This is a genomic window from Bradyrhizobium sp. (genome assembly GCF_047605465.1).
Lineage (GTDB): Bacteria > Pseudomonadota > Alphaproteobacteria > Rhizobiales > Xanthobacteraceae > Bradyrhizobium.
Map to the genome: position 1 here is coordinate 57,986 of NZ_JASGFS010000005.1, position 26,701 is coordinate 84,686.

Sequence of the window (26,701 nt, forward strand, 5' to 3'; positions counted from 1 at the left end):
TGGGGCGGGAAGGTTATCTGGAATGGAGCAGTACGCGCACGCACTGGCCGATTTCGTGCGTGCTCATCAGGCCTGGGCCGCCCCGATCGTGTTCCTGCTGGCCTTCGGGGAGTCGCTGGCCTTCATCTCGCTCCTCATTCCGGCCTGGGGTGCGCTGGTGGCGATCGGCGCCCTGATCGGGGTGAGCGGCATCAGCTTCTATCCCGTCTGGATTGCGGGCGGCATCGGGGCGGCGCTGGGAGACTGGGTCTCGTACTGGTTCGGCTATCGCTACAAGGAACAGGTCGCCCAGATGTGGCCGCTCTCGCGCTATCCGGAAATCCTCCCCAAGGGTGAGGCATTCGTCCGGACCTGGGGCGTGCCCAGCATCTTCATCGGCCGCTTCTTCGGCCCGCTGCGCGCCTCGGTGCCGCTGGCGGCCGGGATCTTCGAGATGCCCTATTGGAGTTTCCAGGCCGCCAATTTCGTGTCGGCCCTGGTCTGGTCTGCCGCATTGCTCCTGTTCGGCGATGTCATCGCGCGGATCATGGAATGGGTCTGGCGCCTGTTCTGACGTCTTGAACCTTGACGGAAACCGCCGCTGGCCTTATAGCCGCGCGCCATGATCAACGCCGCGACCATTCTGTTCGCCCGTCGCCGCCGCCGCGCTTTAGCGGATTGGGCGGTCGATCGCGTTTGAGATCATCGTCTTTGCCGCTGGACCCGATCCGCGGCATTCTCTCTCCTGTCAGCGCGATCTGATCCGGCGGCTTCCCAAAGGAGGCCTAGCAGGAGACCACGATGTACACGCCGCCATTTTTCAAGCAGGACCGCTCAGCGAGCCTGAAATTCGCCGACGAGCGCGGGTTCGGCACTATGTGCGCCTTCGACGGCGTCAGGCCGATCGCTTCCGCGCTGCCGTTCTATTTGACCTATGCCGATGACGGCACGCCGCACGCGGCGTTTCACGTTGCCCGTCACAATCCCCTGCTAAAGCTGGCCGACGGCGCGACGCCCTGGCTGCTCGCGGTCGCCGGCCCCGATGCCTATGTGTCGCCCGACTGGTACGTCTCGCCGGATCAGGTTCCGACGTGGCTCTACCAGTCGGTCCATCTCGGCGGGCCGGTACGGCTCCTGTCGGATGACGAACTGTCGGTGCAGGTCGACATCCTCAGCGACAAGTTCGAGAGCTGGCTGGCGCCGAAGACGCCCTGGACGTCGGGGAAGATGGCGGCGGGCCGGCTCGAGGCGATGAAGAAGGCGATCGTAGGACTGGTCATGACGGTTGAGGAGGTCGAAGGCAGCTTCAAGCTCAACCAGCACAAGTCCGACGCCGACTTCGCGGCGATCGCCCACGCGCTAGGCCGAGGCGATGCCGACGCCAAGGAGATTTCGCACCTGATGCGGCAGACCCGGCCGCAAGTTTTTGCAGACGACACGAACCAGCTCGAAAGGAGCGCGCCATGAGCTTCGCTGAGACCACGAAGGAATCCACCGCCGGCGCGGCGAAGAAGCCCGCCACCGTCTTCGTCGACGGCGGCTCCGGCACGACCGGGCTCGGCATCAACGAGCGGCTCAAGCTGCAGGGCGACGTCACCGTGAAGACCATCGCCGACGACAAGCGCAAGGATCCTGCCGCCAAGAAGGCGCTGATGGAGGAGGTGGATCTCGTCATCCTCTGCCTGCCGGACGATGCCGCCAAGGAAACCGTCGCGCTGGTCGACAGCATGGGCGCTTCGGCTCCGAAGGTGCTCGATGCATCGACGGCCTATCGCGTCGCGCCGGACTGGGCCTATGGCTTTCCGGAATTGACGCCGGACCAGGCCGGCAAGATCAAGGCCGCGAAGAAGGTGTCCAACCCCGGCTGCTACCCAACCGGCGCGATCGCGCTGTTGCGGCCGATCGTCGATGCCGGCCTGCTGTCGCGGGACTATCCCGTCACCGTCAACGCGGTGAGCGGTTATTCCGGCGGGGGCAAGTCGATGATCGCGAGCTTCGAAGACGGCAGCGCGCCGTCCTTCGAGCTCTACGGTCTCGGTTTCGAGCACAAGCATCTGCCGGAGATGCAGCTCTATTCGAACCTGGCGCGGCGGCCGATCTTCATCCCCTCTGTCGGGAACTACAGGCAGGGCATGCTCGTCTCGGTTCCGCTCCAACTCGACGCCATGCCGGGCAAGCCGAGCGGCGCCGATCTGCAGGCGGCGCTGGCGAAACGCTATGCCGGCTCGAAGTACGTCTCCGTGATGCCGCTGCAGAACGAGGCGGCCAAGAGCGGCCGGCTCGAACCGGAAGCGCTCAACGAGACCAACATGCTCGAGCTCTACGTCTTCGCGAGCGACAAGTATCACCAGGCGGTGCTGGTGGCCCGGCTCGACAATCTCGGCAAGGGTGCTTCGGGCGCGGCCGTGCAGAACATGCGGCTGATGCTCGGTCTCTCGGACGCGTAAGACGCGTCATGCTCCGACGCAGCGCAGTCGCTTCGAGGCGACTGCGCTGCAGGACACCAATCCGTGTTTCGCGCTGTCGTGAAAATGTAGCAAAGGTTATGCTAGCGAACTCCCCGCGGTTGGGGAGAAGTGTCTTGAGAAAAGCCGGCTTGAATGCGCTGACGACATTCGGCGCAAGGGCGCCATTGGTTATCTCGGCGTTCCTCTTGGCGCTCGCTCCGGGCGCCGCGCTCGCGCAGCAGAACAATTCGATCGACAAATCCTACACGGACATCTCCGGGTTCCTCTGGTCCGGAAACCAGGGCGTGCCGCAACAGGCCGTGGCCGGCAACCCGACCTTGTCCTCTTCGGTGACGCAGATCGGACAGATGAACAGCGCGACGGCGACGCTTGCCGGCAGCGGCAACGTCACCACCCAGTATCAGCTCGGTTCGCAGAACACGTCGAACCTGTCCGCGAACGGCACGCAGAACACGCTGACGACGACCCAGATCGGAAATTCCAACACGTCGAACGTCAGCGTGAACGGCAACAACAACAGCATCAGCAATCTCCAGGTGGGTTCCGGCCTGACCTATCAGCTCCAGGTCGTCGGAACGAACGCTCCCGTGTCCATTCAGCAGTACGGGAGAAGGTAGTGCGGCCGTTCGAACTTTCCGGGCGTGTGCGATCTGTCGCGCTCGCTGCCGTCGCCGCATTGATGGTGGCGGCGCCGGCTCGCGCGGGGACCCTGGTCTACACGCCGACCAACCCGACATTCGGCGGCAATCCGCTGAACGGATCGACGCTTCTCAACTCGGCGCAGGTGCAGAACCAGCACCAGCCGTCGTCGAGCACGACCAGCAGCAGCACGTCGCTGACGCAGGGCCAGATCTTCGCGCAGCAGCTGACGAGCCAGCTCTACGCTTCGCTGGCCAACAGCATCACGCAGGCGATCTTCGGTTCGAATGCCGCGCCGAGCGGCACGTTCTCCTTCGCGGGCACCACCATCAGCTACACCAACGATGGCACCAACGTGCATCTGACCATCAACGATGGGACGACCACGACCACCATTACGTTGCCGGCCAACGCCATCAGCCACTGAAGCATCGGCGTGCCGGGCAGGGAATTATGATGTCGAGCAGTATCGTGCGTTTGCTGTTGTTGTCCTCCGTCGCCGCGATGCTGGCGGGCTGCATCCCGCAGCCGGGCGGACGGGACATCCTGGAACAGCCACCGACCCTGACGCCCGCTTCTCCGATCGCGCTCGACCTCGAGAATCTGCCGCGCCCGAAGCGCAAGCTCGACATCGCGGTGTATCAGTTCCCGGATCTCACCGGAAAGAACGAGCCCAACGACAACGTCGCGGTGTTCTCGCGCGCCGTGACGCAGGGCGGAGCGCACTTCGTGGTGGATGCGCTTCAGCGCGCGGGCCAGGGCCGCTGGTTCACGGTGGACGAGCGCGGCAGCCTGAACGATCTGCTGCAGGAGCGTCAGCTCGTGAAGGCGACGCGCAGCGATTTCGAAGGAGAGAATGCCCGCCCGTTGCCGCCGATCCGGTTTGCAGGCCTGCTGGTCGAAGGCGGGATCATCGCGTTCGACGGCAACGTGATGACCGGCGGCATCGGCGCCAACTACCTCAACATCGGCGGCAATGTGAACTATCGGCGCGACACCGTGACGGTGGCGATGCGCGTCGTCTCGGTCCAGACCGGCGAAATCCTCACCAGCGTCACGACGACCAAGACCGTCTACTCCGTGGGGGTCCAGGCGAACGTCTATCAGTTCGTCTCGGTCAACAAGTTGCTGCAGGCGGAAGCCGGCATCACCAAGACGGAGCCGACGCAGCTGGCCGTTCGTCAGGCGATCGATCTCGCCGTCTACGCCACCGTGATGCAGGGTGCCCAGAAGCGCCTGTGGTCGTTCGCCGGCCCGGAAGGGCGTTCGCTTCTCGACGACTATCTCGCGCACGACGCAGTCACGCCGATTCCGCTCGATGCGCTGTCGCGGAAGAAGGCCGAGAGCTGACGGACGATCAACCTCGGCGAGTATGACAGTATTACTTGCGGTTTCTTGAATATAGAATATCGGTTTTATTTAGTTATTCCGTCATTTCTATTATATTTCAAGATAAGAACGGCGTTTCGGCTTTGATACATTGTAATCAATACTTCCGTGTGTTTTAGCGTTAACCGAGCGTTAACGACGTGTCGGGGCTGGCCTGACCGGTAGCGCTCGCGGGCAGGTGGAATTGCATCGCCCCAACACGGAGACACAAAATGAAAAGGCAATTCTTGCTGACGTCGGTGAGCTTCGTCGCCATCGTATTGGGCTCGGCCGCATATGCAGGCGATAACAACCAGGCCAACATCAACCAGAAGGGCACCAACGGGTCGGTGACCATCGACCAGAGCGGCAGCGGCAACGTCGCCGGCGCGTCCGCCACCAACTCGAGCGTGGCGCCGAGCATCAGCAATTCGCTGGTTCAGGACGGCGCGAACGAGACGCTCAGCGTCACCCAGTCGGGCAACAACAACACCTTCCAGGGTGTCGCCGGCGACTCCACTCATCCCGGCTCGCAGGTCCAGTCCGGCTCGAACAACACCGCCAACGTGACCCAGTCTGGCAACGGCAGCACCGTAACGCTGTCGCAGGTCGGCACCGGCAACGGCGTCTTCAATGCCGCGAACTCGGCGCAGGGCGCAGCCGCGACGGGCGATTCCAACGTCATCAATCAGGGCGCCGACAACAGCGCCGTGACCCTGACGCAGACCGGCAACAACAACATCTTCGGCATCAACCAGAACGGCTCGAAGAACACCGTCAGCGTGACCCAGGCCAGCGACGGCAACGAAGCCGCGGCGACCCAGGCTGCCGCCGTTTCGAAGAGCACGATCACGATCACCCAGGGCAACACCACGACGCCGGCGGCGACCTACGACCACGGCAACTACGCTAGCGCCACGCAGTCCTCCGGTGACTCGAGCCAGACCAAGATCAACCAGCAGGGCAAGCTGAACACTGCCGTGACCACGCAGTCCGGCAGCAGCACCGTCGGTTACATCGACAACAGCATCAGCGTGAACCAATTCGGTACCGGCAATGCCGTGATCGGCAGCAGCATCGGCAACGACAACATCGCGAACATGACGCAGGGCGTGTCGTACTTCTCCGCTGACCACAACACGATCAACTTCACGCAGAACGGCAACAACCACGGGATCAGCCTGCTTCAGGAAGGCACCGGCGGGAACATCACCGTCAACCAGACCGGCGTCTACAACAACACCTCGGCCAACCAGTACGGCACGAACAACTCGTTCAGCTCCAATCAGGGCAGCGGCGGTCATAACTACCTGAACGGTTACCAGGACGGCACCCAGAACACCGTCACGGCGTACCAGACCGGTTCCAACAACAACGCCCAGTTCACGCAGTGGACGAATGCCCAGAACGGCACCGTCTCGGGCAACCAGTTCGGTACCTACGGCAACGTCACCATCAGCCAAGGCTACTATTACGGCGCCGCCTCGTCGGGCAACAGCGTGACCTACGGCCAGGGCGGAGACTACAGCTCCCTCAACGTGTCGCAGATCGGCTCGACCAACAACGTGTCGTCGAACCAGTACGGCGGCACGAACCACGACGCGGTCGGCGTCTACCAGAACGGCAACGCCAACACCGTCGCCAGCATCCAGTCCGGCAACACCGACAGCCTCACGGTCAACCAAGTCGGCAACAACAACACCGTGGGCAACTCCGGTTCGTACGGCCAGTACGGCAACAACGACACCGCCAGCGTGACCCAGACCGGCAACGGCAACACCGTGAACAACTATCAGGTGAACAACAGCGAGATGCTGCTGGCCACGCAGACCGGCGACAACAACTACATCTACAATCATCAGTACGGCTATCAGGTCGCCAGCGCGACCATTACGCAGACCGGCACCGGCAACCTGGCGTTCGGCTCCCAGTTCGGTGCCAACAGCGTCGCCACCGTCACGCAGTCCGGCAACGGCAACAGCGCGACGTACTTCCAGAACGGCAACGGCAACACCGTGACGATCTCGCAGGGCGTGAAGCACTGAGCTGACGAACGGACGGGGAAGGGGCGCTCCGCGCGCCCCTTCCATTCCGCAGAAAGAGACGACGTTCCTCGTGAACGCACATGACCGCGCTTCGGCGCGCGTCGTCATGCGAGATCATTTCGTTGATCCGCATCGGGCGCTTCGGCCCGGTCCGACACCATTGCAATGAGAAAAGAAGATGCGTGTCGCGTCACGGCGGATGGCGAAGATTCGCGTGCTTGTGAGAGTGCGAATGCGCGTGCGATCACGATAACGCGTTCGTCAAAACGAAATCGCCGAAATTGTTTCTGGTGTATTAAAACTTTTATCGAAGGATGATTTAGCCGTTAACCGAACGTTAGTGATTGGTCCGGGGTTCGCCCGACGATCGGAACGTGCGTGGGCGGGGCGGGGCCTCTCCTGTAACGGAGTCTTCCAATGAAAAAGCAGTTTCTGTTCGTGTCGGCGAGTGTCGCCGCGATCGTGCTGGCGTCGGCCGCGTATGCCGGCGACAACAACCAGGCGAACATCAACCAGAAGGGCGCCAATGGATCGGTGACCATCGACCAGAGCGGCAACGGCAACGTTGCGGGGGTTTCCGGGACGAGCTCCAGCACAGCGCCGACGATCAGCAATTCGCTGGTTCAGGATGGTTCGAACGAAACGCTCAGCGTCACGCAGTCGGGCAACAACAACACGTTCACTGGCGCGACCCCGAACAACCCCACGCCGGGCTCGCTGGTCCAGTCCGGCTCGAGCAACGTCGCCAACGTCACGCAGTCCGGCAACGGCAGCACCGTGACGCTGTCGCAGACCGGCACCGGCAACGGCGTGTTCGATCAGGCCAACGGTCCGCAATTCACGCCGGATAGCCCGTCCAACCAGATCAACCAGGGCGCCACCAACGGCAGGGTGACCCTGACGCAGACCGGCAACAACAACCTCTTCGGCATCAGCCAGGATGGCTCGCAGAATGCGCTGACCGTCACGCAGACCGGCAACGCCAACGAAGTGCATGCCTCGCAGGACGGCAACACGGTGACCGATACCATCTCGATCACCCAGAACCAGAGCAATGGGCGCGGCAACCTCGCGAAGGCCTCGCAGCAGGGTGGCACTGGGTCGACGACGGTCCTGACCCAGACCGGCGCATCCAACTGGTCGACGACCACGCAGTCGGGTGACAACAGCACGGTGACGCTGAGCCAGTCCGGCACCTCGAACACGATCACGCCCAGCACGCAGACCGCCTCGAACAGCTCGGTGAACATCTCGCAGAACAACACCGCTGAGGCCTATCCGGGCTTCCAGTACAACATGGCCTCGTTCTCGCAGGCCGGAACCAACGACCGCATCACCCTGACCCAGGTCGGCGCCTCGTCGGCTTACGTCAGCCAGAACGGTGCCAACAACGCAATCACCTCGACGCAGGTCGGCGAAGGCCACAACCTGAACTCGTTCGGTCAGGTCGGTGACAACAACACGCTCACCAACACCCAGACCGGTTCGTCCAACACGCTGTGGGCCACCAACTACGCCGGCGCGCAGGTCGGCAACAACAACACGATCACCAACACCCAGAGCGGCAACAACGGGACCGTCTTCCTCAACGGCCAGACCGGTACCGGCAACGCGATCACCTCGCTGCAGAACGCCAACAACGATGGCGCCACGTTCGCGCAGAACGGCATCAGCAATGCGGTGCTCTGGAGCAATCAGTTCGGCTCCAACGAGACCGTCAGCATCACTCAGGGCACGAGCCAGGTGACGTCGGCCGGCAGCACCGTCCGCAGCAACCAGTTCGGGGACGGCGACAGCCTGACGATTCTGCAAACCGGCCTGAACCAGGGCATCACCTCGGTTCAGAACGCGGCCAGCGACAAGGCCAACATCTCCCAGAGCGGTTCCACGAACTCCTTCACCAACAACCAGAACGGCGTGTCCAACACCGTGGCCGGGGTGGCGGGCGGAAGCGCCGCGATCCAGAGCGGCACGCTCAACATCGTCACCAACAACCAGTATGCCCTCAACGACAGCCTGTACTTCTCGCAGACCGGCAACGGCAACGTCCTGATCAACAATCAGTCCGTCGCCAACGCCTCGTTGACCGCCGTCCAGACCGGCAACAACAACTACATCTCGAACACCCAGAACGGCTACATGCTGGCCAGCGCGACCATCACGCAGTCGGGCGACAACAACCTCGTGTTCGGCACCCAGACCGGCGGCAGCAACACCGCCGTCGTCGGGCAGTACGGCAACGGCAACAGCGCCACGTACTACCAGACCGGTTCGGGTAACACCGTCCGCATCACGCAGGGCATCGCGCACTAGGCCGATGACGATCGGGAAGGGGGCTCTGCCCCCTTCCTTGCTCTTTGAAGGCGACGGTTCGATGCTGGATCGCATGATCTGCAGGGTTTCGATATGGTGTGCCTCGGCGGCGATCGCTGCGTCGGGCGCGCTTCTGGCGTTTCAGTCCGCTGCCTTCGCCGGGGATCAGGACATGAGTGTCATCGCACGCGCGTCGTCCGGGCCGCTCGCATGTGAAATCCGCAAGGCCTCTATCGGAGACGCGGTGCAATTGACCGGCGTCGTCTCCAGCTCGGTCGCCTTGTCGGGGCAGGTGCGTTTTGTTCTGACGAAATCCGGACCATCCGGGAACTCGAACGTCAGCCAGGGCAATGCGTTCGATCTCGCCGCCGGGGCGGAAGATCATGTCAGTCATGTGACGATCAACCTCGGACAGCAGGATCGCGCGATGCTGGAGTTCGTCGCGACCTCGAAAGACGGCGTGACGTGTCGCGCGACCGCGACTTTCGAATTCTGAGTTGACCTTGCGCAGGAATATGCGAGTGACTTCCCGCGTCCCATGTGCCCGGCAGTTGATCAATTTCCCATGACCCTCTTCAAGACGATCCAGACATCCGCGATCATCCTGTTCAGTGCGGGCGCGGCCCTTGCCCAGCAGGCTTCGCCGCCCGTCGCGACACCAGGCGGCGTGGCCGCCGCGGCTTCCGTCGGTGCGGCCGCGCCGCCGCGATGCGACGCCAATTGTGTGCGCTCCAATGCCCTGCTCGCCACGCAGTCTTGCGTGCCGCAGATCGCGGCGCAATCGCCGGCGGACTTCGATTGGAATTCACGGCCGACGCAAGGCATCTTCCAGAACGCGGATCCGTCGTCGCCGGCGGACGCTGTGGTTCGTTACCGCGGTGATGCGGTGCGTTTCGTCAACTCGCAGAAGGCCTGGGTCCGCCTGAGCTACGAATGCGCCTATGACGTGGAAGCGCGCGCGGTGGTCGCCGTGAATGTCCGCGCCGGCCAGTTGGACCAGCCGCCGGTTTCGACCACGGCTCCCAACAACACCGACGCGGCCGCGGCAAGCCCGCCGAACCTGTCATCGCGGGCGCTCGCACAGGCCATCCAGCAGGCGGCTGCGCAGCCCGCGCAGATCCAGCAGGCCCCCCGCAAGAAGCCGCGCGTCTGGGAGCCGAGCCGCGTAGAAATCCAGCAGCAGCCGCCCAATCCGCGGCAATAGCCGAAAAGGGCCGGCCGCGGAGAGCTGCCGGCCGACGCCGCGGCGGGAGGGCTTAGAGCACCTTGAAGATCGCCAGCGCCAGCACGGCCTGTGCGATGAAGCCGACCGTGAAGGCGAGGGTCCGGAACACCGGGATGCCCAGCGCATAGACGATGAGATGCGCGACGCGGGACCAGAAATAGACGGCGCAGGCGAGCACCGTCCATTTCGAGGAATAGTCGATCGCGTTCAGGATCAGCACCAGCGGCGCGAAGATCACGAGGTTCTCGACCGCGTTGTCATGCGCGAACATCAGCCGGTTCGCCCAATCGGCTTGCGGTTTGTCGCCGCGCGATGGATTGGCCATGGCGCCGCCGAGGCCGCGAACCTGGCACCGGTTGATGATGTAGGGGACCCAGAGAATGCCGGTCAGGATCACCGTCAAGGTCAGCCAGAACAATTCGCGCGTCATAGTCCAATCCCCTCTGTCGCCGCTGTGCTCGACAGCAAGCTTATACGAAAGCGTGGGCGATTCCGCTATGCGCGAACCCTGACATAACTGCCGGGCGCGTCCTCGATCGGGGGCAGGGTGTCGGTGCCGACCGTGCGTGCCGGGACCTCCTCGGGATCAAGGCCGCCCAGCCATTCGCGCCAGTCCGGCCACCACGAGCCCTTGTGCTCCACCGCGTCCTTCATCCACTCGGCGACGTTGACGTCCTTGACGTTGTCATTCGTCCAGTACTGGTACTTGTTCGAGGCTGGCGGATTGACGACACCGGCGATGTGGCCGGAGCCGGACAGCACATACTTCACCGGCCCGCCGAAGAATTGCGAGCCGTAGAGCACCGAGTCCGCCGGCGCGATGTGGTCCTCGCGGGTGGCGAGGTTGTAGACGGGCACCTTGACCTTGGAGAGGTCGAGCAGCGTGTTGTCGAGCACCATCGTGCCCGTCGACAGCCGGTTCTCCAGGTAGCAGTTGCGCAGGTAGTAGGAGTGGTTCGACGCGGTCATGCGGGTTGCGTCGGAATTCCAGTGCAGCAGGTCGAACGCGCTCGGCTGCTGGCCCTTCAGATAGTTGCTGACGACGTAGGACCAGATCAGGTCGTTGGAACGCAGCATGTTGAAGGCCATCGCCATCTTGGAGCCTTCGAGCACACCGGCGGCCTTCATGTCCTGCTCGAGCGCGGAAATCTGCTCCTCGTCGACGAAGACGAGGAGATCGCCGGCATGGGTGAAGTCGACCTGCGCCGCAAAGAACGTCGCCGAGGTCACGCGCTGCCGGCGCTTCTCGGCGAGCCACGCCAGCGTGGTCGCGAGCATCGTGCCGCCGACGCAATAGCCGGCGGTGTGGACCTTCATCTCGCCGGTGATCTTCTCGATCACGTCCATCGCCGCGAGCGGGCCTTCCTTCATGTAGTCTTCCCAGCTCTTGCTGCCGAGCCGCTTGTCGGGATTGACCCATGAGATCACGAACACGGTGACGCCCTGGTCGACGCACCACTTGATGTAGGACTTCTCCGGCTTGAGATCGAGGATGTAGAACTTGTTGATCCAGGGCGGGATGATCAGGAGCGGCGTGCGCAGCACCTTCTCCGTCGTCGGAGAGTACTGGATGAGCTGCATCATCTCGTTCTGGTAGATCACCTTGCCCGGCGTCGTCGCCATGTTGACGCCGACCACCAGGTTGTCCGGATTGGACTGGCGGATCTTCAGCATGCCCTTGCCGGCCGCGATGTCTTCCGCCAGCATCTGCAGGCCCCGCGCGAGGTTGTCGCCGTTGCTTGCGACGGTTGCGCGCAGCACTTCCGGGTTGGTCAGCACGAAATTCGACGGCGAGAGCGCGTTGGTCACCTGCTGGATGTAGAACTCCGCCTTGCGGCGCGTATGCGGATCCAGTCCTTCGGCATCGCGCACGAGTTCCTGCGCCCATTTGCTGGTGAGCAGATAGAGCTGCATGACGAAGTCGAAGAACTGGTTCGACTTCCATTCGGGGTCGGCGAAGCGCTTGTCGCGCGGCGAGGGAGAGATCGCGGGAGCCACGGCTTCGCCGGCCATGCGGCGGGCCGCCGAACCCCAGAGGTCGAGATAGTCCTTGGCGAGCTTGGTCTGCAGATCGGACGTGCGCGATGTGTCCGACAGCCAGTACTCGGCGACCGACGTGAAGGTCTTGACGACCTCGGCGAGCTCGGCCGGCGGGCGATCGTGGACTTCGCCGGTCTCGCGCGGCTTGAGGTAGGCGGCGAGTGCCTTGCCGCCGCTTTCCATGGCCCGTGCGACATTCATCGCGAAGGCTTCCGCATCGAACTTCGTCTCGGGCTTGGGCGTGTCGGTCGTGGCGGTACTCATGCCCAGAACAGTAGCGATTCATTCCATATTCGTCACCGCGAAGCTCGCATGTTTGGCGTTAAACACGCTCCAAGATGTGCTGCACTGCGATACGGCTTCTTCGTTTCGTCACAATCAGGGTGCACGCCTCGCACCGTGGGCTTTGGATGTTTTCTCGCTCGTACCTTGTGGGCAGCAATGGTTTGAGCTTGGGCAGGTTGTCGGGTTAGTCTCCCCGCGGCCGTGCGTTGGGACGAGTAGGGGATAGCCCAAGTGTTGGCGTTGAGGGACCGGCAAAAGACGCGGCTTGCATGCTGCGCGCTGCTCATCACGGTGTTCGCGCTAGGCGGCTGCTCCAGCCAGCTCGCGGACTTCACACCCACTGACGCGCAGGCACACCCCAAGGAGCCGGCCGGCTACCTGCCGGTACACGATCTTCCGCCGGACCGCGATGAAGCCGTCATTACGCCGGAGCAGCGCGCCAAGATCGAGGCGGAGCTCGCCGCCGCCCGCGATCGCCAGGCCGTCGCCGCCAAGGACGCGAAGTAAGGCTGCGCAAGGTAATCGCTGGCGCCCCCGCCACTCCGTGCTAAAAAGACCTCAATTCAGCCGAGAGTCAGGGCGAAGAAGTTCAGCCCCCGTTGTCGAAAGTTGCTCTAAGTATCTGATTTGGAGCGAGTTTCGCGTGGGAGGCGGGTCCTTTTGCGAGGGGCCGTCACGATCCCTCGATTCTATCCTGACCGGTTGCCCGGAGCCCAGAGAGCCATGGACGATTTTTACCGCATCCGCCGCCTTCCGCCTTATGTCTTCGAGCAGGTCAATCGGGCCAAGGCGGCCGCGCGGAATGCCGGCGCCGACATCATCGACCTCGGCATGGGCAATCCGGATCTGCCGGCGCCTCCGCATGTGCTTGAGAAGCTCAAGGAGACGCTCGGCAAGCCGCGCACCGACCGCTACTCGGCCTCGCGTGGCATCCCCGGGCTGCGCCGGGCCCAGGCCGGCTATTACGCCCGCCGTTTCGGCGTGAAGCTCAATCCCGACACCCAGGTGGTGGCGACGCTCGGCTCGAAAGAGGGCTTTGCCAACGTGGCGCAGGCGATCACCGCGCCCGGCGACGTCATCCTCTGTCCGAACCCGAGCTATCCGATTCATGCCTTCGGCTTTTTGATGGCGGGCGGCGTGATCCGCTCCGTCCCCTCTGAGCCGACGCCGCAGTTCTTCGAAGCGGTCGAGCGGGCGATCGTCCATTCGATCCCGAAGCCGCTGGCGCTGGTGGTCTGCTATCCCTCGAACCCGACCGCCTATGTCGCGAGCCTCGACTTCTACAAGGACCTGGTGGCGTTCGCGAAGAAGCACGAGATCCTGATCCTGTCGGATCTCGCCTACGCGGAAGTCTATTTCGACGAGGCGAACCCGCCGCCGTCGGTGCTGCAGGTGCCGGGCGCGATGGACGTCACCGTCGAGTTCACCTCGATGTCGAAGACCTATTCGATGGCCGGCTGGCGCATGGGCTTTGCGGTCGGCAACGAGCGCGTGATCGCAGCGCTGGCCCGCGTCAAATCCTACCTCGACTACGGCGCCTTCACGCCGGTGCAGGTTGCCGCGACCGCCGCGTTGAACGGCCCGGACGATTGCATCAAGGAGATGCGCGACACCTACCGCAAGCGCCGCGACGCGCTGGTCGAATCCTTCGGCCGCGCCGGCTGGGAGATCCCGCCGCCGGAGGCCTCGATGTTCGCATGGGTGCCGCTGCCGGAGGCGTTCCGCAGCGTCGGCAGCATGCAGTTCGCCACCCTGATGGTCGAGAAATCCGGCGTCGCGGTGTCGCCCGGCGTCGGCTTCGGCGAGCATGGCGAGGGGTATGTCCGCATCGCGATGGTGGAAAACGAGCAACGGATCAGACAAGCCGCACGCGGCGTACGCCGCTTCCTTGAAAGCGGCATCGAAACGTTGCACAACGTCGTTCCGCTCGCCAACCGGCGTTAATTCCCTTCGGCAGGTTTTCTAGAATATCATGGTCGCACCCCTCAAAGTGGGCATAGCGGGGCTCGGCACCGTGGGCGCCGAAGTTGTCCGTCTGATCGAAACCCAGGCCCGCGTGCTCGCGGGCCGCAGCGGCCGGGGCATCCGCGTCGTCGCGGTCACCGCGCGTTCGAAGGCGAAAAAGCGCGGGATCGACCTGCGCGGCGTCGAATGGGTGAAGGATCCGATGACGCTCGCCACGCATCCCGAGGTCGACTGCTTCGTCGAACTGATGGGCGGCGCCGGCGATCCCGCGCTTTCGGCCGTCGAGGCGGCGCTGAACGCCGGCAAGTCGGTCGTCACCGCCAACAAGGCGCTGCTGGCCAAGCACGGCATCAAGCTCGCCAAATCAGCCGAAAAGCATGGCGGTGCGCTGAACTTCGAGGCTGCCGTCGGCGCCGCGATCCCCGTCATCAAGACGTTGCGCGAGGGCCTCGCGGGAACCGGCATCAGCCGCGTCTACGGCATCCTCAACGGGACCTGCAACTACATCCTGACGCGGATGGAGCAGGAAGGCCTGTCGTTCGCCGAATGCCTGAAGGACGCGCAGCGGCTCGGCTACGCCGAGGCCGATCCGTCCTTCGACGTCGACGGCCATGACACCGCGCAGAAGCTCGCCATTCTCGCCAGCCTCGCCTTCGGCACGAAAGTTGCTCAAAGCGCGGTGTATGTCGAAGGCATCTCCTCCATCGCGCCCGAAGATCTGCGCGCCGCCGCCGATCTCGGTTACCGCGTCAAGCTGCTTGGCGTTGCGGTCCGCACCGCCAAGGGCATCGAGCAGCGCGTGCATCCGACCATGGTTCCGAAATCCTCCTCGATCGCGCAGGTGATGGGCGTCACCAATGCCGTTACGATCGATGGTGAGGGCATTCCCCCGATCACGCTCGTCGGCCCCGGCGCGGGCGGCGCTGCGACCGCCTCCGCCGTCGTCGCCGATATCGCCGACGTCGCGCGTGGCATCCGCGCCAATCCGTTCGGCCGGCCGATCGCGCAACTGCATGAGACCAAGAAGGCGCCGATGGAGCGCCATGAGGGCGGCTATTACATCCGTCTTCTGGCCCGCGATTTCCCCGGCACCGCCGCCGCGATCGCCACCAGGCTCGCCGAGCAGAAGATATCGATCGAGTCGATCGTGCAGCGTCATCCCAATGGCGGCGCTGCGCCTGCCGACGGCAAGGCGGTCCCCGTACCGGTCATCCTGATCACCTATGCGACGCATGAGGACGCGGTGCGCCGTGCGCTCGCCGCCGTGCAGCGCGACAAGGTGATCAGCGGGCGGCCGCAGGTCATCCGGATCGAGAAGAACTAGGGCATGGTCCGGGACGTTATGCAGCGGTTTCCCTTCGACAGGCGCGGAACGCGTCTGCGGGGAGACCGCGCTCGAGAAGAAGGCGGTTCGAACGAACCGCGGGCGTTGGGAATTGATCAGGACGGAGTTTTCCGTTCCGAACCGTTTTGAAGGAGTGAGCCGATGTCGACCCATATTTCAGTTCCGCCGCAGATGCTGCTCGAGCGCATTCTCACGCTGGAGCTCGTGCGGGTGACGGAGCGGGCGGCGGTGTCGGCGGCGCGGCTGCGCGGCCATGGCCAGGAGAAGGCCGCCGACCAGGCCGCCGTCGACGCGATGCGGCGCGAGCTCAACAAGCTGCCGATCGAAGGTACGATCGTGATCGGCGAAGGCGAGCGCGACGAGGCGCCGATGCTCTATATCGGCGAGCAGGTCGGCATCAAGGCCGGACCCAAGGTCGATATCGCCGTCGACCCGCTCGAAGGAACCACGCTGTGCGCCAAGAACATGCCGGGCGCGATCGCGACCATGGCGATGGCCGACGGCGGCACGCTGCTGCACGCCCCTGACGTCTACATGCAGAAGCTCGCGATCGGACCGGGCTACGACAAGGGCGTCGTCGATCTCGATGCCTCGCCGGCTGACAACGTTCATCGTCTGGCCAAGGCCAAGGGTGTCAAGCCGGACGGCATCACCGTTCTCGTCCTCGACCGCCCGCGTCACGCCGACATCATCACGAGCGTGCGTTCGACCGGCGCGGCCGTGCGTCTCATCACCGACGGCGATGTCGCGGGCGTGATCCACTGCGCCGACCCTGACAACACCGGCGTTGACATGTATCTCGGCACCGGCGGTGCGCCGGAAGGCGTGCTCGCGGCCGTGGCGCTGCGTTGCATCGGCGGCCAGATGCAGTGCCGCCTGATCCTCGATTCCGACGAGAAGCGCGAGCGCGCCGCCAAAATGGGCGTCAACGATCCCAAGATGATCTACGGCATCGAGGACATGGCGCGCGGCGACTGCCTGTTCGCCGCGACCGGCGTGACCACGGGTTCGCTGCTCTCGGGCGTCAAGTTCCGCAAGGACGGCGTGATCGAGACCGAGACGGTCGTGATGCGCTCCGTCACCGGCACGGTCCGCTACATCAAGGCCGAGCACCGCGAACTCGCGAAGTTCCATCTGGACTGAGGCTGCAATCATCCGCGCGCGATCGTTCGGCCGATGAGGCCGGACGTTCGCGGCGGATCGATCATGTTCGCCACGCCCCGTCGCGTGTCCGCTAAGGGCTGCGGGGTGCCGCCGGCTTGAACATGAACACATCGCACACGGTCAAGCCTATTTTGACCGCCAACTGAAGTGTGCCGACTTCGTCGGCCCAAGGCTGAAGAATGGATCTTGCGGCCGAGATATCGTTGCTCGCGAGAGCAAGACGCGCCTTCTCATCCGCGTTCGCATAGTCGTCGGTTGCGAGCATGTCGGACAGCGCACGCGACAGAGCGTCATCGAACATCTCCAGGCGAACTTCCGAGACGTAATGGTCCGGTCGCAGTCTGACTTTATTTTCGATTTGTGCCGGATCGAACAGCCCCGCCTTGCTCAACATGATCGTGAGAGGGTGATTTCGGGCGATCGATGTAGGAATGATCTCGTAGCTCTTGAGCCTCCCAAACCGGTCCTGAACCGCTGAAAACGAGATCACCGGACGGTGGTTGAAGCGCGAGTTGCCGTGGAGCATCCTGATGCGGCCGACGGTTTCGTCGTCGTCGGAGTACTCCATGCCGTTTGCGACGTTCTCGTCGATACCATTTGCGATCAGGTACGACGACGCGTTCGCAACACGATCGGTGACGCCCTCCCTGTCGAGCCCGTCGACCTCGAATTCGATTTCCCGCCCGATGAACGCGGACAGCCCGACGGTGTAAGCGCCGACGGTCGGGCCACAACGGAAGTGGATGATCTCCATCCACATCCCGAACGGATGATCCGGAAACGGCTCGAACGATCGGCGGGACTCTTCCAGCCACATCGGCGCCGAGCGGCCGACCTTTCCGCACCAGACGACGGCAATGCAACCCCGATGCGCTTCGATCACGCCGCCGACGACGGCAGTCACCAGACGCGTGCCTTCGATCGGAGACAGTTCGGCTGCTCCCTCGACGGCGGAGCCTATCGTGGAGACGACCAGATGAGCCCGGTGGCGTCCAACCGCACGGGGAGCGTCCGGCCAAACCGGGGAAGCGCTCTGCCACAGATGCTGATCGGGAGGCATAGGCGCAGGCATCAGGAGGACGGCCACGAGATGGTCGCCGGCGCGGACCAGGATCGGATCGTCGGCCCTCGGATCCGCGGGGGCCGGGCCGCTCTCCCATCTCAGGCCGGGATGGCGACGTCGCAATGCCTCGATCAGGGCGTTCGATTTCGGCAGGGCGGCATTTTCAAGCAAGACGAATGCAACAGGTCTGTCCATGGCGTGTTCACGACACCTCGCGGATTGAGCCGGCGCATCTCGATCGTCTTGGATCGTCTTGGGCGTGTTTGATGCGCAGGACTAGCGCTATTGTTGCATGCAAACGGCCGTGCTTTAAAGTCCAGATCTTGGCTGGAGCAGGGTGAGCCCCGGAGACATGGCTGGAGCAAATATCATGACCACGACATCCGATCTCTCCAATGTCAAAGCCCTGGTGTTCGACGTGTTCGGCACGGTCGTCGACTGGCGCACCAGCCTGATCACCGATTTCATGTGGTGGAGCAGGGGGCGCGGCATCAGCGCCGACTGGACCGCGCTGGTCGACGGCTGGCGCGGCATGTACGTCGCGTCCATGGACGACGTGCGCAAGCATCCCGAGCGCGGCTATGTCATGCTTGACGACCTCCATCGCCGTTCGCTGGAGAAACTGGTCGAGAAATTCGCGATCAAGGGGCTGACGGAGGCCGATCTCGATCACCTCACCCGGGGCTGGCACCGGCTGCACCCCTGGCCCGACAGCGTCGCCGGCCTGACGCGGCTGAAGAGGAAGTTCGTCATCTCGCCGCTGTCGAACGGCAATGTCGCGCTGCTCACCAACATGGCGAAGTTCGCGGGCCTGCCGTGGGATCTCGTGATGTCGGCCGAACTGTTCGAGCACTACAAGCCGGATCCGGAGACCTATCTCGGCGCCGCGCGTCTGCTCGGCCTCAAGCCGGAGCAGGTGATGATGGTCGCCGCCCACAACGGCGATCTCGCCGCAGCGCAGAAGAACGGGCTGAAGACGGCGTTCGTGGCGAGGCCGACCGAGTACGGCCCGCTTCAGAAGGTCGATTTCGAGGCCACCGGCAAGTGGGACATCGTGGCCAAGGATTTTGGCGGGATCGCCGACACGCTCGGCTGCTGACGTTGCGCCGGCAGGCGTCGTGGCTCGTCTCGATTAACGGGAGCGTGCCGCGAGGTCGCCGGCAGGAGCCCGCAATTCTTCGCTGCCGTCGTCAGGTGCGCAGAACATCGTGATCGCGAGGTCGATCCGCCGCTCCAGCATGCGGCGATTGAGCCGAAACCTGTCGTCGGTCAGCAGCCTGAAATGATCGTGGCTGAACACCGCTCCTAGCAGCATTTCGGCGACGAGACGCAGCGGCACGCCTTCGAGGCGAGTATCGAGGCGTACCGTCCGGAGCAGGTCGGCGAGATCGTCGCTGCCGGTCTCCATGATGACCTCGGCGAACATCCGGCCGAGGCCCGGCGAGGCCTGGCGTTCGCCGATGATCAGGCGATGCAGCGCGATCTCGCCCGGCGCCAGCGCCACGTCCGCGATCCTCTTCAGCGAGATTCGAAGCCGGGTCGTCGGCGATCCCTCCAGCGGAGGGTTGGCAAAGTGAGCCTCCGGCAGGCTGCGCAGCAGCATGGCGCGGAACAATTCGGTCTTGCTCTCGAACAGCTTGTAGAGCGTCTTCTTCGACATTCCCGCGGCGCCGGCGATGTCGTCCATCGTCGTTGCGGCGAAGCCCTTGCTGGTGAACGTGTCCTTCGCCGCCGCGAGCAATTGCACCAACCGCGCGTCCGGAGGCGGAGGAGCGGGGTGTCGCTGCGCGGACGAATTGTCGCGGCTGCGTTTGTGACCGTCGATTGTTCTCGTCATGCCAAACCTGTCACCGAAAAGGGAGGCCGCTTCACGACTGCTTGAACGGAACTGCAAAGGGAGCGTAGCACTTGACTTGGCTCTTGGAAACTCCCAAGTTTCCTGATGGAAACTGCATAGTTTCCAATTGTTGAAATGTAAATGGCTCCCGTTGAGGGGGCCTGCAAGAGCCATCTCCCAGGTTGTCATGACCCGTCTCACGATCCTCCGCGCAGTTCCACTGATCGCCCTGCTGTCGCTCGCCGCCTGCGGCGACGAGAGCCAGAAGCCGGCCGCCCAGCAGCCGACGCCCGAGGTCGGCGTCGTGACGCTGAAGCCGCGGGAGGCGAAGATCTCGACCGTGCTGCCCGGTCGCGTCGTCGCCTACCAGGTCTCGGAAGTGCGGCCGCAGGTCACCGGCATTCTGCTCAAGCGCGATTTCGTGGAAGGCGCCGAGGTCAAGGAGGGCGATCTGCTCTATGAGATCGATCCGGTGCAGTACAAGGCCGCGCTGGCCAGCGCCGAGGCCGCGGTGCAGAGGGCGGAAGCCACCCTCGTCAGCGTGAAATTGAAGGCCGCGCGCAAGACCCAGCTGCTGCAGACCAATGCCGCCAGCCAGCAGGACGTCGATGACGCGGTTGCCGCCTACAAGCAGGGCGAGGCCGATCTGAACGCGGCGAAGGCCAACCGCGACACCGCGGCGATCTCGCTCGATCGCACCAAGGTCACCGCATCCATCTCCGGGCGGATCGGCAAGTCGACGATCACGCCCGGTGCGCTCGTTACCGCGAGCCAGGCGACCGCGATGACCACGATCCAGCAGCTCGACCCCGTCTACGTCGATCTCGACCAGTCCACCTCCGAGATGGAGCGCCTGCGCAGCCAGGTCGCCGGCGGCCAGCTCAAGCGGCCGGCCGGCGGCGTTGAGGTCGAACTGCTGATGGAGAACGGCAAGGCCTACGCCCAGAAGGGCAAATACGGATTCACCGACACGAGCGTCAACGAGAACACAGGCTCGGTCAGTTCGCGCGCGATCTTTGCGAACCCGGACCGCGCGCTCCTGCCGGGCATGTATGTGCGCGCGCGCATCGTGGCCGGCATCGACTCTGCCGCCATCCTCGTGCCGCAGCGCGCGGTGTCGCGCAATCCGCTCGGGCAGGCCGTTGCCATGTTCGTCGACAAGGACGGCAAGATCGAGCAGCGCACGCTGGAGACGGGCGAGGAGATCGACGGCAACTGGCTGGTGCGCTCCGGCGCCAAGGCAGGCGATCGCCTCGTCGTCGAGGGAACGCAGAAGGCGCGTGCGGGAGCGGCCGTGAAGACCGTCGAGGTCGAGGTCGATCCGGCCACCGGTCTCACCGTGAACCCGTCGCGACAGGCCGAGGCGCGGCCGGCGGCCGCGACGCGCGAGGACTGAGCGCCATGTCGCATTTCTTCATCAAGCGGCCGATCTTCGCCTGGGTCATCGCCATCCTGATCATGCTGGGCGGCGTGCTCGCGATCATGCGCCTGCCGATCGCGCAATATCCTCAGATCGCGCCGACCGTGGTCACGATCACGGCGACCTATCCCGGCGCCAACGCCGAGACCGCGGAGAACTCGGTGACCAAGGTCATCGAGCAGAACATGACCGGCCTCGACTATCTGCAGTACATGTCGTCGTCGAGCACCTCGACTGGCGTCGTGCAGATCTCGCTGACGTTCACCAACGATGCCGACGCCGACATCGCCCAGGTCCAGGTGCAGAACAAGCTGCAGCTCGCGACCCCGCTGCTGCCGCAGGTGGTGCAGCAGCAGGGCATCAAGGTCGTGAAATCATCGTCGAGCTTCCTGATGGTGCTCGGCTTCGTCTCGGAGGACGGCAAGCTCAGCGCCAGCGACATCGCCGATTACGTGGCGTCCTCGATCAACGACCCGATCAGCCGCGTCGCCGGCGTCGGACAGGTGCAGCTGTTCGGCGCGGAATACGCGATGCGGATCTGGCTCGATCCCGACAAGCTCGCCAAGTTCAACCTGATGCCCGGCGACGTCACCGCGGCGATCCAGACCCAGAACACGCAGGTCACGGCCGGCCAGCTCGGCGGGCTTCCCGCCGTCGGCGGCCAGCAGCTCAACGCGACGATCACCTCGCAGAGCCGCCTGCAGACGGTCGAGCAGTTCAAAGACATCATTCTGCGCACGGCGTCGTCCGGCCAGACGGTTCGCGTCGGCGACGTCGCGCGGGTCGAGCTCGGCTCGAAATCCTACGACGCGACGGCCCGCTACAACGGCAAGCCGGCTTCCGGCATGGGCATCAGCCTTGCGACCGGCGCCAATGCGGTTGCGACTTCCGAGGCCGTCAAGGCGCGCATTGCCCAGCTCAGCGCCACCATGCCGGAGGGGCTGCGCGTCATCTATCCCTACGACACCACGCCGTTCGTCAAGCTGTCGATCGAGAAGGTGGTGCACACGCTGTTCGAGGCGATCGTTCTCGTCTTCGTCGTGATGTTCGTGTTCCTGCAGAACTGGCGCGCCACCATCATCCCGACCATCGCGGTGCCCGTGGTGCTGCTCGGGACGTTCGGCGTGCTCTCGGCCGCGGGCTATTCGATCAATACGCTGACGATGTTCGCGATGGTGCTGGCGATCGGCCTTCTGGTCGACGACGCCATCGTGGTGGTCGAGAACGTCGAGCGCGTGATGGCGGAGGAGAAGCTCGGCCCGCGCGAGGCGACCGAGAAATCCATGCGCGAGATCACCGGCGCGCTGGTCGGGATCGGCGTCGTGCTTTCGGCCGTGTTCATTCCCATGGCGTTCTTCAGCGGCTCGGTCGGCATCATCTACCGGCAGTTCGCGCTCACCATTGTTTCGGCGATGCTGCTCTCCGTGCTCGTGGCGCTGGTGCTGACGCCGGCGCTATGCGCGACGATCCTGCGGCCGCCGAAGCATCACGGCACGCAGCGCGGCGTCTTCGGGCTGTTCAACCGTGGCTTCGACCGCATGGCGGACGGATATCAGCGCGCCGCGGGCGGAGCGATCAAGCGGGTCGTGACCGTCTTGATCGGCTTCGCGGCGGTCGTCGCCAGCATGGTCTTCCTGTTCCAGCGGCTGCCGAGCTCGTTCCTGCCCGAAGAGGACCAGGGAACGATCATCACCCTGATCCAGCTCCCGGTCGGGGCGACCTCGGTGCGTACGCTCGACGTCATCAAGCAGGTCGAGCATCAATACCTCGACAACGAGAAGGACGCCGTCGAAGGCGTGTTCGCGGTCAGCGGCTTCAGCTTTACGGGCCAGGGGCAGAATGTCGGGCTTGCCTTCGTCAACCTGAAGCCGTTCGACGATCGCAAGGATGCTTCGGCCTCGGCGCAGGCCGTCGTCGGCCGGGCCATGGGGGCATTCGCGAAGATCCGCGACGCCATGGTGTTCGCGGTGCTGCCGCCCTCGATCCCCGGTTTCGGCGATGCCGGCGGCTTCGATGTCTATCTGCAGGATACGGGCGGGCAGGGGCATGAGGCGCTGATCGAAGCGCGCAACAAGTTGCTCGGCCTGCTGGCGGCGGACCAGCGGGTCGCGCAATCCCGCCCGAACGGGCAGGACGACACCCCGCAGTTCAACCTCGACATCGACCAGGCCAAGGCCACCGCGCTCGGGGTCAATCTGAGCGATCTCAACACCACGCTGTCGGCGGCCTGGGGCGGCGCCTATGTGAACGACTTCATCGACCGCGGCCGCGTCAAGCAGGTGTACGTGCAAAGCGACGCGCCGTTCCGCATGGACACGAGCGACATCGGCCGCTGGTACGTCCGCAACGCCTCCGGCTCGATGGTGCCGTTCTCGGCGCTGGCTTCGCATCGCTGGAGTTTCGGTTCGCCGCGGCTGGAGCGATACAACGGCGTCGCGGCCGTCGAGCTCCAGGGGCAGGCGGCATCGGGCGTCAGCTCGGGCGTCGCCATGCAGGCGGTCGACGAGCAGATGGCCAAGCTCCCCAAGGGCTACAGTCACGAATGGACGGGATTGTCGTTCCAGGAGCGGTTGACCGGCAGCCAGACGCTGTATCTCTATTCGATCTCGATCCTGATCGTCTTCCTGAGCCTTGCGGCGCTCTACGAGAGCTGGTCGGTCCCGTTCGCGGTGATGCTGACGGTGCCGATCGGCGTGCTCGGCGCATTGCTGGCGGCAACGCTGTTCGGCCAGGCCAATGACGTCTATTTCCAGGTCGGCCTGCTCACCACGATCGGTCTCGCCTCGAAGAATGCCATCCTGATCGTCGAGTTCGCACTGGAGCAGATCGCGACGGGTCGCAGCCTCGTCGAAGCGACGCTGCACGCAGCGCGCCAGCGGCTGCGTCCGATCCTGATGACGTCGCTGGCCTTCATCCTGGGCGTGCTGCCGCTGGCGGTGGCGACGGGCGCGGGCTCCGCCAGCCAGAACGCGGTCGGCATCGGCGTCGCCGGCGGCATGATCGCGGCAACCGTGCTCGGCATCTTCTTCGTGCCCGCGCTGTTTGTGCTGGTCCGGCGCATATTTCCCGGCAGGCAGGCTGCGACGGATGGGTCGAAATCCGTCGCTGTCGCCGAACCCGCGGAGTAGCCGACACCGTTATCAGGGCCGGGGCATGTGTGCGTCCGGCCCTGACGGCGCCCTCAGAAGCTTACCCCGAGCCTCGCGTTGAACGACCGGCCCGGTCCCCTGACGTTGTAGCCATAGGCCGGTGATGTCCCCATCATCGAGACCACCTTGTAGTCGACCAGATCGGCGCCACCGAGCGGCAGGTAGTAGTTCTGGTTAAGCAGATTGTCGATGCCGAGGTCCAGTCGCACATGCTGCCACTGGTAGCCCGTGCGCAGATTGACCAGCGCGTAGGCCGGCGTCGTCAATTCGTTGTGGACCTGGTTGACCTGATCCTTCGATCCGACCAGTTGCAGTTCGACGCTATTGGTCCAGCCGCCGAGGCGATGGTCGAGCGCGAGTTTCGCGTTGATCGGCATCATGTGATAGAGGTCGACGCCGTCGCTTCGCTGGCCGCGAACGTAGCCGATTAGGCCACGAAATTGTCCCTGGCCGTAGACCGGGTTGTCCCAGACGGTCAGCCGTCCTTCGACGTTGATGCCGTACAGCGTCGCATCGTGATTGGCGAACTGGAGATAGACGAAGCCGGTGTTCGCGGTCAGGTTGGCGGGATTGCTCGCGAGACAGCTCGCGCTGGCGCAGCGGTCGACGTCGATATAGTCCTGCACGTAGCTGGCATAGGGCGTCACCTTGACGTCCCATATCCGCTGCGCCGGATCATGCCACCCAGCGGTGAAGCTGACGGTGTGGGCCTTCTCGGGCTTGAGGTCGAGATTTCCGACATAGCCGTTGCCGTCGCCGAACCAGCCGATCATCTGCATCGCCATCGCGTTGGTCGACCAGGCGTAGCGTTCGTAGAGATTGGGTGAGCGGGTCTTGCGGGCAAACCCGAGCTCATACTGGCTCATGTCGTCGGGTTCGTAGCGGATGAGGGCGGAGCCGTCGAAATGAACATCGGTCCGCGCGTGATTGACGGCGTTGAAAGCCGCTGCGTCGGCGCCGTAGTCCATGTCGTTGTAGCCCTGGACGTTCCCGGTGTTCATCCAGACCACGTCGTTGCGCAGGCCGATGATCGAGGTCCATTGCCGATCCCAGTGGCGCTCCCATTCGACGAACGTCCCGAGGCGGTCACGCGTTCCGCCGTTGATGTTGATGAACGTATTGGGAGCCATCATCATCGATCCCGCCACCGGGCTCCACCAATCGTTGAGCCGGTTGAGCGCCAATTCGTTGCCGATGCGCAGCAGGTCATGACCGGAGAGCGCGACCGTCGCCTTCACCGAATAACCGGCATCGAATCCCTTGGTGTCCATGGGCATGTCGCTGACCTTGTCCGGCGCGATGAATCCCATGGTGTGCCGGATCTGGTGCACGAAGGCGGTGGCTTCGAACTTGCCCCAGTCGAACACGCCCTCGTAACGGCCGTTCGCGTACAAGCCGCGGTTGTAGACCATGTCCATGTACTGGTTCACGTAGCCCTGATAGGGAATGAACTGTCCGCCGACCTGGAACGTGAAGAGATTGCCGAAGGTCTGCTTCGAGATGCTGATGGCGTGGTTCTGCGTCTCGTAGAGCGTCGACTTGACGGTGCTTCCGTCGCCGGCCTTGTAGTCGCCGGCACGCACCCAGCCGCCCGTGTAGGTGATGCTGGTGTCGTGGTTGGCCATGGTCGCGGTGGCGTCGACGCCGTAGGCGTTGCCGTTGCTACGGAAGTAGCTCGACAGTTGGGTGCTGGTCACCCAGCCCGCCTGTTCCGGCACGAAGGCCGGCGGCGCGGTCGTCACGTCGATGCGGCTGCCGATGTAGTCGCCGCCGACCGAGACGGGACCCACGCCGACATAGGCCTTCATCTTCGCAATCATCGCTGGATTGACGAATGACAAGGGGGGATTCATTTCGTTCGGGCAGGCCGGGCTGATCAGCATCGAGTTGATTGCGACCTGAAGCCGGTCTGCCCCGAACCCGTTGATTGCCGGCAGGCTCGAAATGCCACCGGCGCCCCATGCGGCGCCTCCCGGCAGATCGGTGACGAGCGAGGCGGAGTCGCTCGACGACAGGCCGCGGTCGAAACCCGCCGTCGGCGGCAACGTGGTGGAGGCCGGGACCGAAGTCCGGTTGTCGATCGCTGCAGCGACAGGTTTCCCCGGCGTCGCGGGGGCCGCCGGAGCGGCCGCGGCGGTTCCGCGCGGTTTGCGCTTGCGCTGTTGAGGTGAATTGACCGTGACCGGCGGCAACTGCTCCTGCGCTCGCGATTGGGCGAGAGCCGATGTTGCGAAAGGTGGAAGCAGCGATGCCGTGCCCAGCAATGCGGGTGAAGCGAGCATCGTCGAGGCGGCGAGAATGGACCGACGCAGGGTGATCGAGGTGCAGGACATGGGTGGCGTTCTTTCGAGGCCGCAGGATGCTGCGGGCCGTGACGGAAGCGGGGCGCGCGGAAG

At 64.2% G+C, this 26,701-nt stretch carries 22 protein-coding genes; 17 read left to right on the forward strand and 5 right to left on the reverse strand.

Annotated features, from left to right (window positions below; translation table 11 throughout):
• Positions 1-22 precede the first annotated feature (22 nt).
• The 10 genes from QM712_RS07100 to QM712_RS07145 all read left to right on the forward strand — a co-directional run bounded on the left by QM712_RS07100 (position 23) and on the right by QM712_RS07145 (position 10,016).
• Positions 23-553, forward strand: a complete 531-nt coding sequence (locus tag QM712_RS07100; RefSeq protein WP_415022363.1) for a DedA family protein — start codon at positions 23-25, stop codon at positions 551-553.
• A gap of 227 nt (positions 554-780) precedes the next feature.
• The gene (locus tag QM712_RS07105; protein WP_415022364.1) at positions 781-1,446 is read left to right on the forward strand and encodes an FMN-binding negative transcriptional regulator; all 666 of its coding nucleotides are present in this window, start codon (positions 781-783) and stop codon (positions 1,444-1,446) included.
• Complete coding sequence (gene argC / locus QM712_RS07110) at positions 1,443-2,426, forward strand: N-acetyl-gamma-glutamyl-phosphate reductase (protein ID WP_415022365.1); 984 nt, start codon at positions 1,443-1,445, stop codon at positions 2,424-2,426. Before QM712_RS07105 ends, argC begins: the two co-directional genes overlap by 4 nt.
• A gap of 134 nt (positions 2,427-2,560) precedes the next feature.
• Positions 2,561-3,064 (forward strand): hypothetical protein, encoded by a 504-nt coding sequence (locus tag QM712_RS07115; protein WP_415022366.1) that lies wholly within the window; start codon positions 2,561-2,563, stop codon positions 3,062-3,064.
• Positions 3,064-3,513, forward strand: a complete 450-nt coding sequence (locus QM712_RS07120; protein ID WP_415022367.1) for a curli assembly protein CsgF — start codon at positions 3,064-3,066, stop codon at positions 3,511-3,513. The genes QM712_RS07115 and QM712_RS07120 overlap by 1 nt, the downstream gene beginning before the upstream one ends.
• A gap of 29 nt (positions 3,514-3,542) precedes the next feature.
• A complete protein-coding gene (locus QM712_RS07125) occupies positions 3,543-4,436 on the forward strand; it encodes a CsgG/HfaB family protein (protein WP_415022368.1) in 894 nt (297 codons plus the stop codon).
• A gap of 251 nt (positions 4,437-4,687) precedes the next feature.
• Entirely contained in the window at positions 4,688-6,499 is a 1,812-nt protein-coding gene (locus QM712_RS07130) for a beta strand repeat-containing protein (RefSeq protein WP_415022369.1), read from the forward strand.
• A 417-nt stretch (positions 6,500-6,916) separates the two neighbouring features.
• Positions 6,917-8,812: a beta strand repeat-containing protein gene (locus QM712_RS07135; RefSeq protein ID WP_415022370.1), complete on the forward strand. Its 1,896-nt coding sequence runs from the start codon at positions 6,917-6,919 to the stop codon at positions 8,810-8,812.
• A gap of 172 nt (positions 8,813-8,984) precedes the next feature.
• Positions 8,985-9,308, forward strand: coding sequence for a curli-like amyloid fiber formation chaperone CsgH (gene csgH, locus QM712_RS07140; RefSeq protein WP_415022371.1), 324 nt, complete (start codon positions 8,985-8,987; stop codon positions 9,306-9,308).
• Positions 9,309-9,377: 69 nt separating this feature from the next.
• Positions 9,378-10,016 (forward strand): hypothetical protein, encoded by a 639-nt coding sequence (locus QM712_RS07145; RefSeq protein WP_415022372.1) that lies wholly within the window; start codon positions 9,378-9,380, stop codon positions 10,014-10,016.
• A 52-nt stretch (positions 10,017-10,068) separates the two neighbouring features.
• Here QM712_RS07145 and QM712_RS07150 read toward each other — a convergent pair whose 3' ends face one another.
• Positions 10,069-10,467 (reverse strand): MAPEG family protein, encoded by a 399-nt coding sequence (locus QM712_RS07150; protein ID WP_415022373.1) that lies wholly within the window; start codon positions 10,465-10,467, stop codon positions 10,069-10,071.
• A gap of 65 nt (positions 10,468-10,532) precedes the next feature.
• Entirely contained in the window at positions 10,533-12,341 is a 1,809-nt protein-coding gene (locus QM712_RS07155) for a PHA/PHB synthase family protein (RefSeq protein WP_415022374.1), read from the reverse strand.
• A 252-nt stretch (positions 12,342-12,593) separates the two neighbouring features.
• Here QM712_RS07155 and QM712_RS07160 point away from each other — a divergent pair, with 252 nt between their 5' ends.
• The 4 genes from QM712_RS07160 (at position 12,594) to glpX (ending at position 16,815) form a co-directional block, all read left to right on the forward strand.
• The gene (locus QM712_RS07160; protein ID WP_415022375.1) at positions 12,594-12,869 is read left to right on the forward strand and encodes a hypothetical protein; all 276 of its coding nucleotides are present in this window, start codon (positions 12,594-12,596) and stop codon (positions 12,867-12,869) included.
• A 216-nt stretch (positions 12,870-13,085) separates the two neighbouring features.
• Positions 13,086-14,306 carry an LL-diaminopimelate aminotransferase gene (locus QM712_RS07165; RefSeq protein WP_415022376.1) on the forward strand — a complete coding sequence of 407 codons (1,221 nt, stop codon included), beginning with the start codon at positions 13,086-13,088 and terminating at the stop codon, positions 14,304-14,306.
• Between the two features lie 28 nt (positions 14,307-14,334).
• A complete protein-coding gene (locus tag QM712_RS07170; protein WP_415022377.1) occupies positions 14,335-15,651 on the forward strand; it encodes a homoserine dehydrogenase in 1,317 nt (438 codons plus the stop codon).
• Between the two features lie 162 nt (positions 15,652-15,813).
• Positions 15,814-16,815 (forward strand): class II fructose-bisphosphatase, encoded by a 1,002-nt coding sequence (gene glpX, locus QM712_RS07175; protein WP_415022378.1) that lies wholly within the window; start codon positions 15,814-15,816, stop codon positions 16,813-16,815.
• Positions 16,816-16,906: 91 nt separating this feature from the next.
• Here the strand turns inward: glpX and QM712_RS07180 are convergent, their stop codons facing one another.
• Positions 16,907-18,070 (reverse strand): hypothetical protein, encoded by a 1,164-nt coding sequence (locus tag QM712_RS07180; protein ID WP_415022379.1) that lies wholly within the window; start codon positions 18,068-18,070, stop codon positions 16,907-16,909.
• Between the two features lie 199 nt (positions 18,071-18,269).
• Here QM712_RS07180 and QM712_RS07185 point away from each other — a divergent pair, with 199 nt between their 5' ends.
• Positions 18,270-18,998, forward strand: a complete 729-nt coding sequence (locus tag QM712_RS07185) for a haloacid dehalogenase type II (RefSeq protein ID WP_415022380.1) — start codon at positions 18,270-18,272, stop codon at positions 18,996-18,998.
• 33 nt (positions 18,999-19,031) lie between these two features.
• Here the strand turns inward: QM712_RS07185 and QM712_RS07190 are convergent, their stop codons facing one another.
• A complete protein-coding gene (locus tag QM712_RS07190) occupies positions 19,032-19,736 on the reverse strand; it encodes a TetR/AcrR family transcriptional regulator (protein ID WP_415022381.1) in 705 nt (234 codons plus the stop codon).
• A 187-nt stretch (positions 19,737-19,923) separates the two neighbouring features.
• Here QM712_RS07190 and QM712_RS07195 point away from each other — a divergent pair, with 187 nt between their 5' ends.
• Together QM712_RS07195 and QM712_RS07200 are read left to right on the forward strand one after the other, a co-directional pair.
• Positions 19,924-21,132, forward strand: coding sequence for an efflux RND transporter periplasmic adaptor subunit (locus tag QM712_RS07195; RefSeq protein WP_415022382.1), 1,209 nt, complete (start codon positions 19,924-19,926; stop codon positions 21,130-21,132).
• Positions 21,133-21,137: 5 nt separating this feature from the next.
• Positions 21,138-24,284 (forward strand): efflux RND transporter permease subunit, encoded by a 3,147-nt coding sequence (locus QM712_RS07200; RefSeq protein WP_415022383.1) that lies wholly within the window; start codon positions 21,138-21,140, stop codon positions 24,282-24,284.
• 53 nt (positions 24,285-24,337) lie between these two features.
• Here the strand turns inward: QM712_RS07200 and QM712_RS07205 are convergent, their stop codons facing one another.
• Positions 24,338-26,638, reverse strand: coding sequence for a TonB-dependent receptor (locus QM712_RS07205; protein ID WP_415022384.1), 2,301 nt, complete (start codon positions 26,636-26,638; stop codon positions 24,338-24,340).
• Positions 26,639-26,701 lie beyond the last annotated feature (63 nt).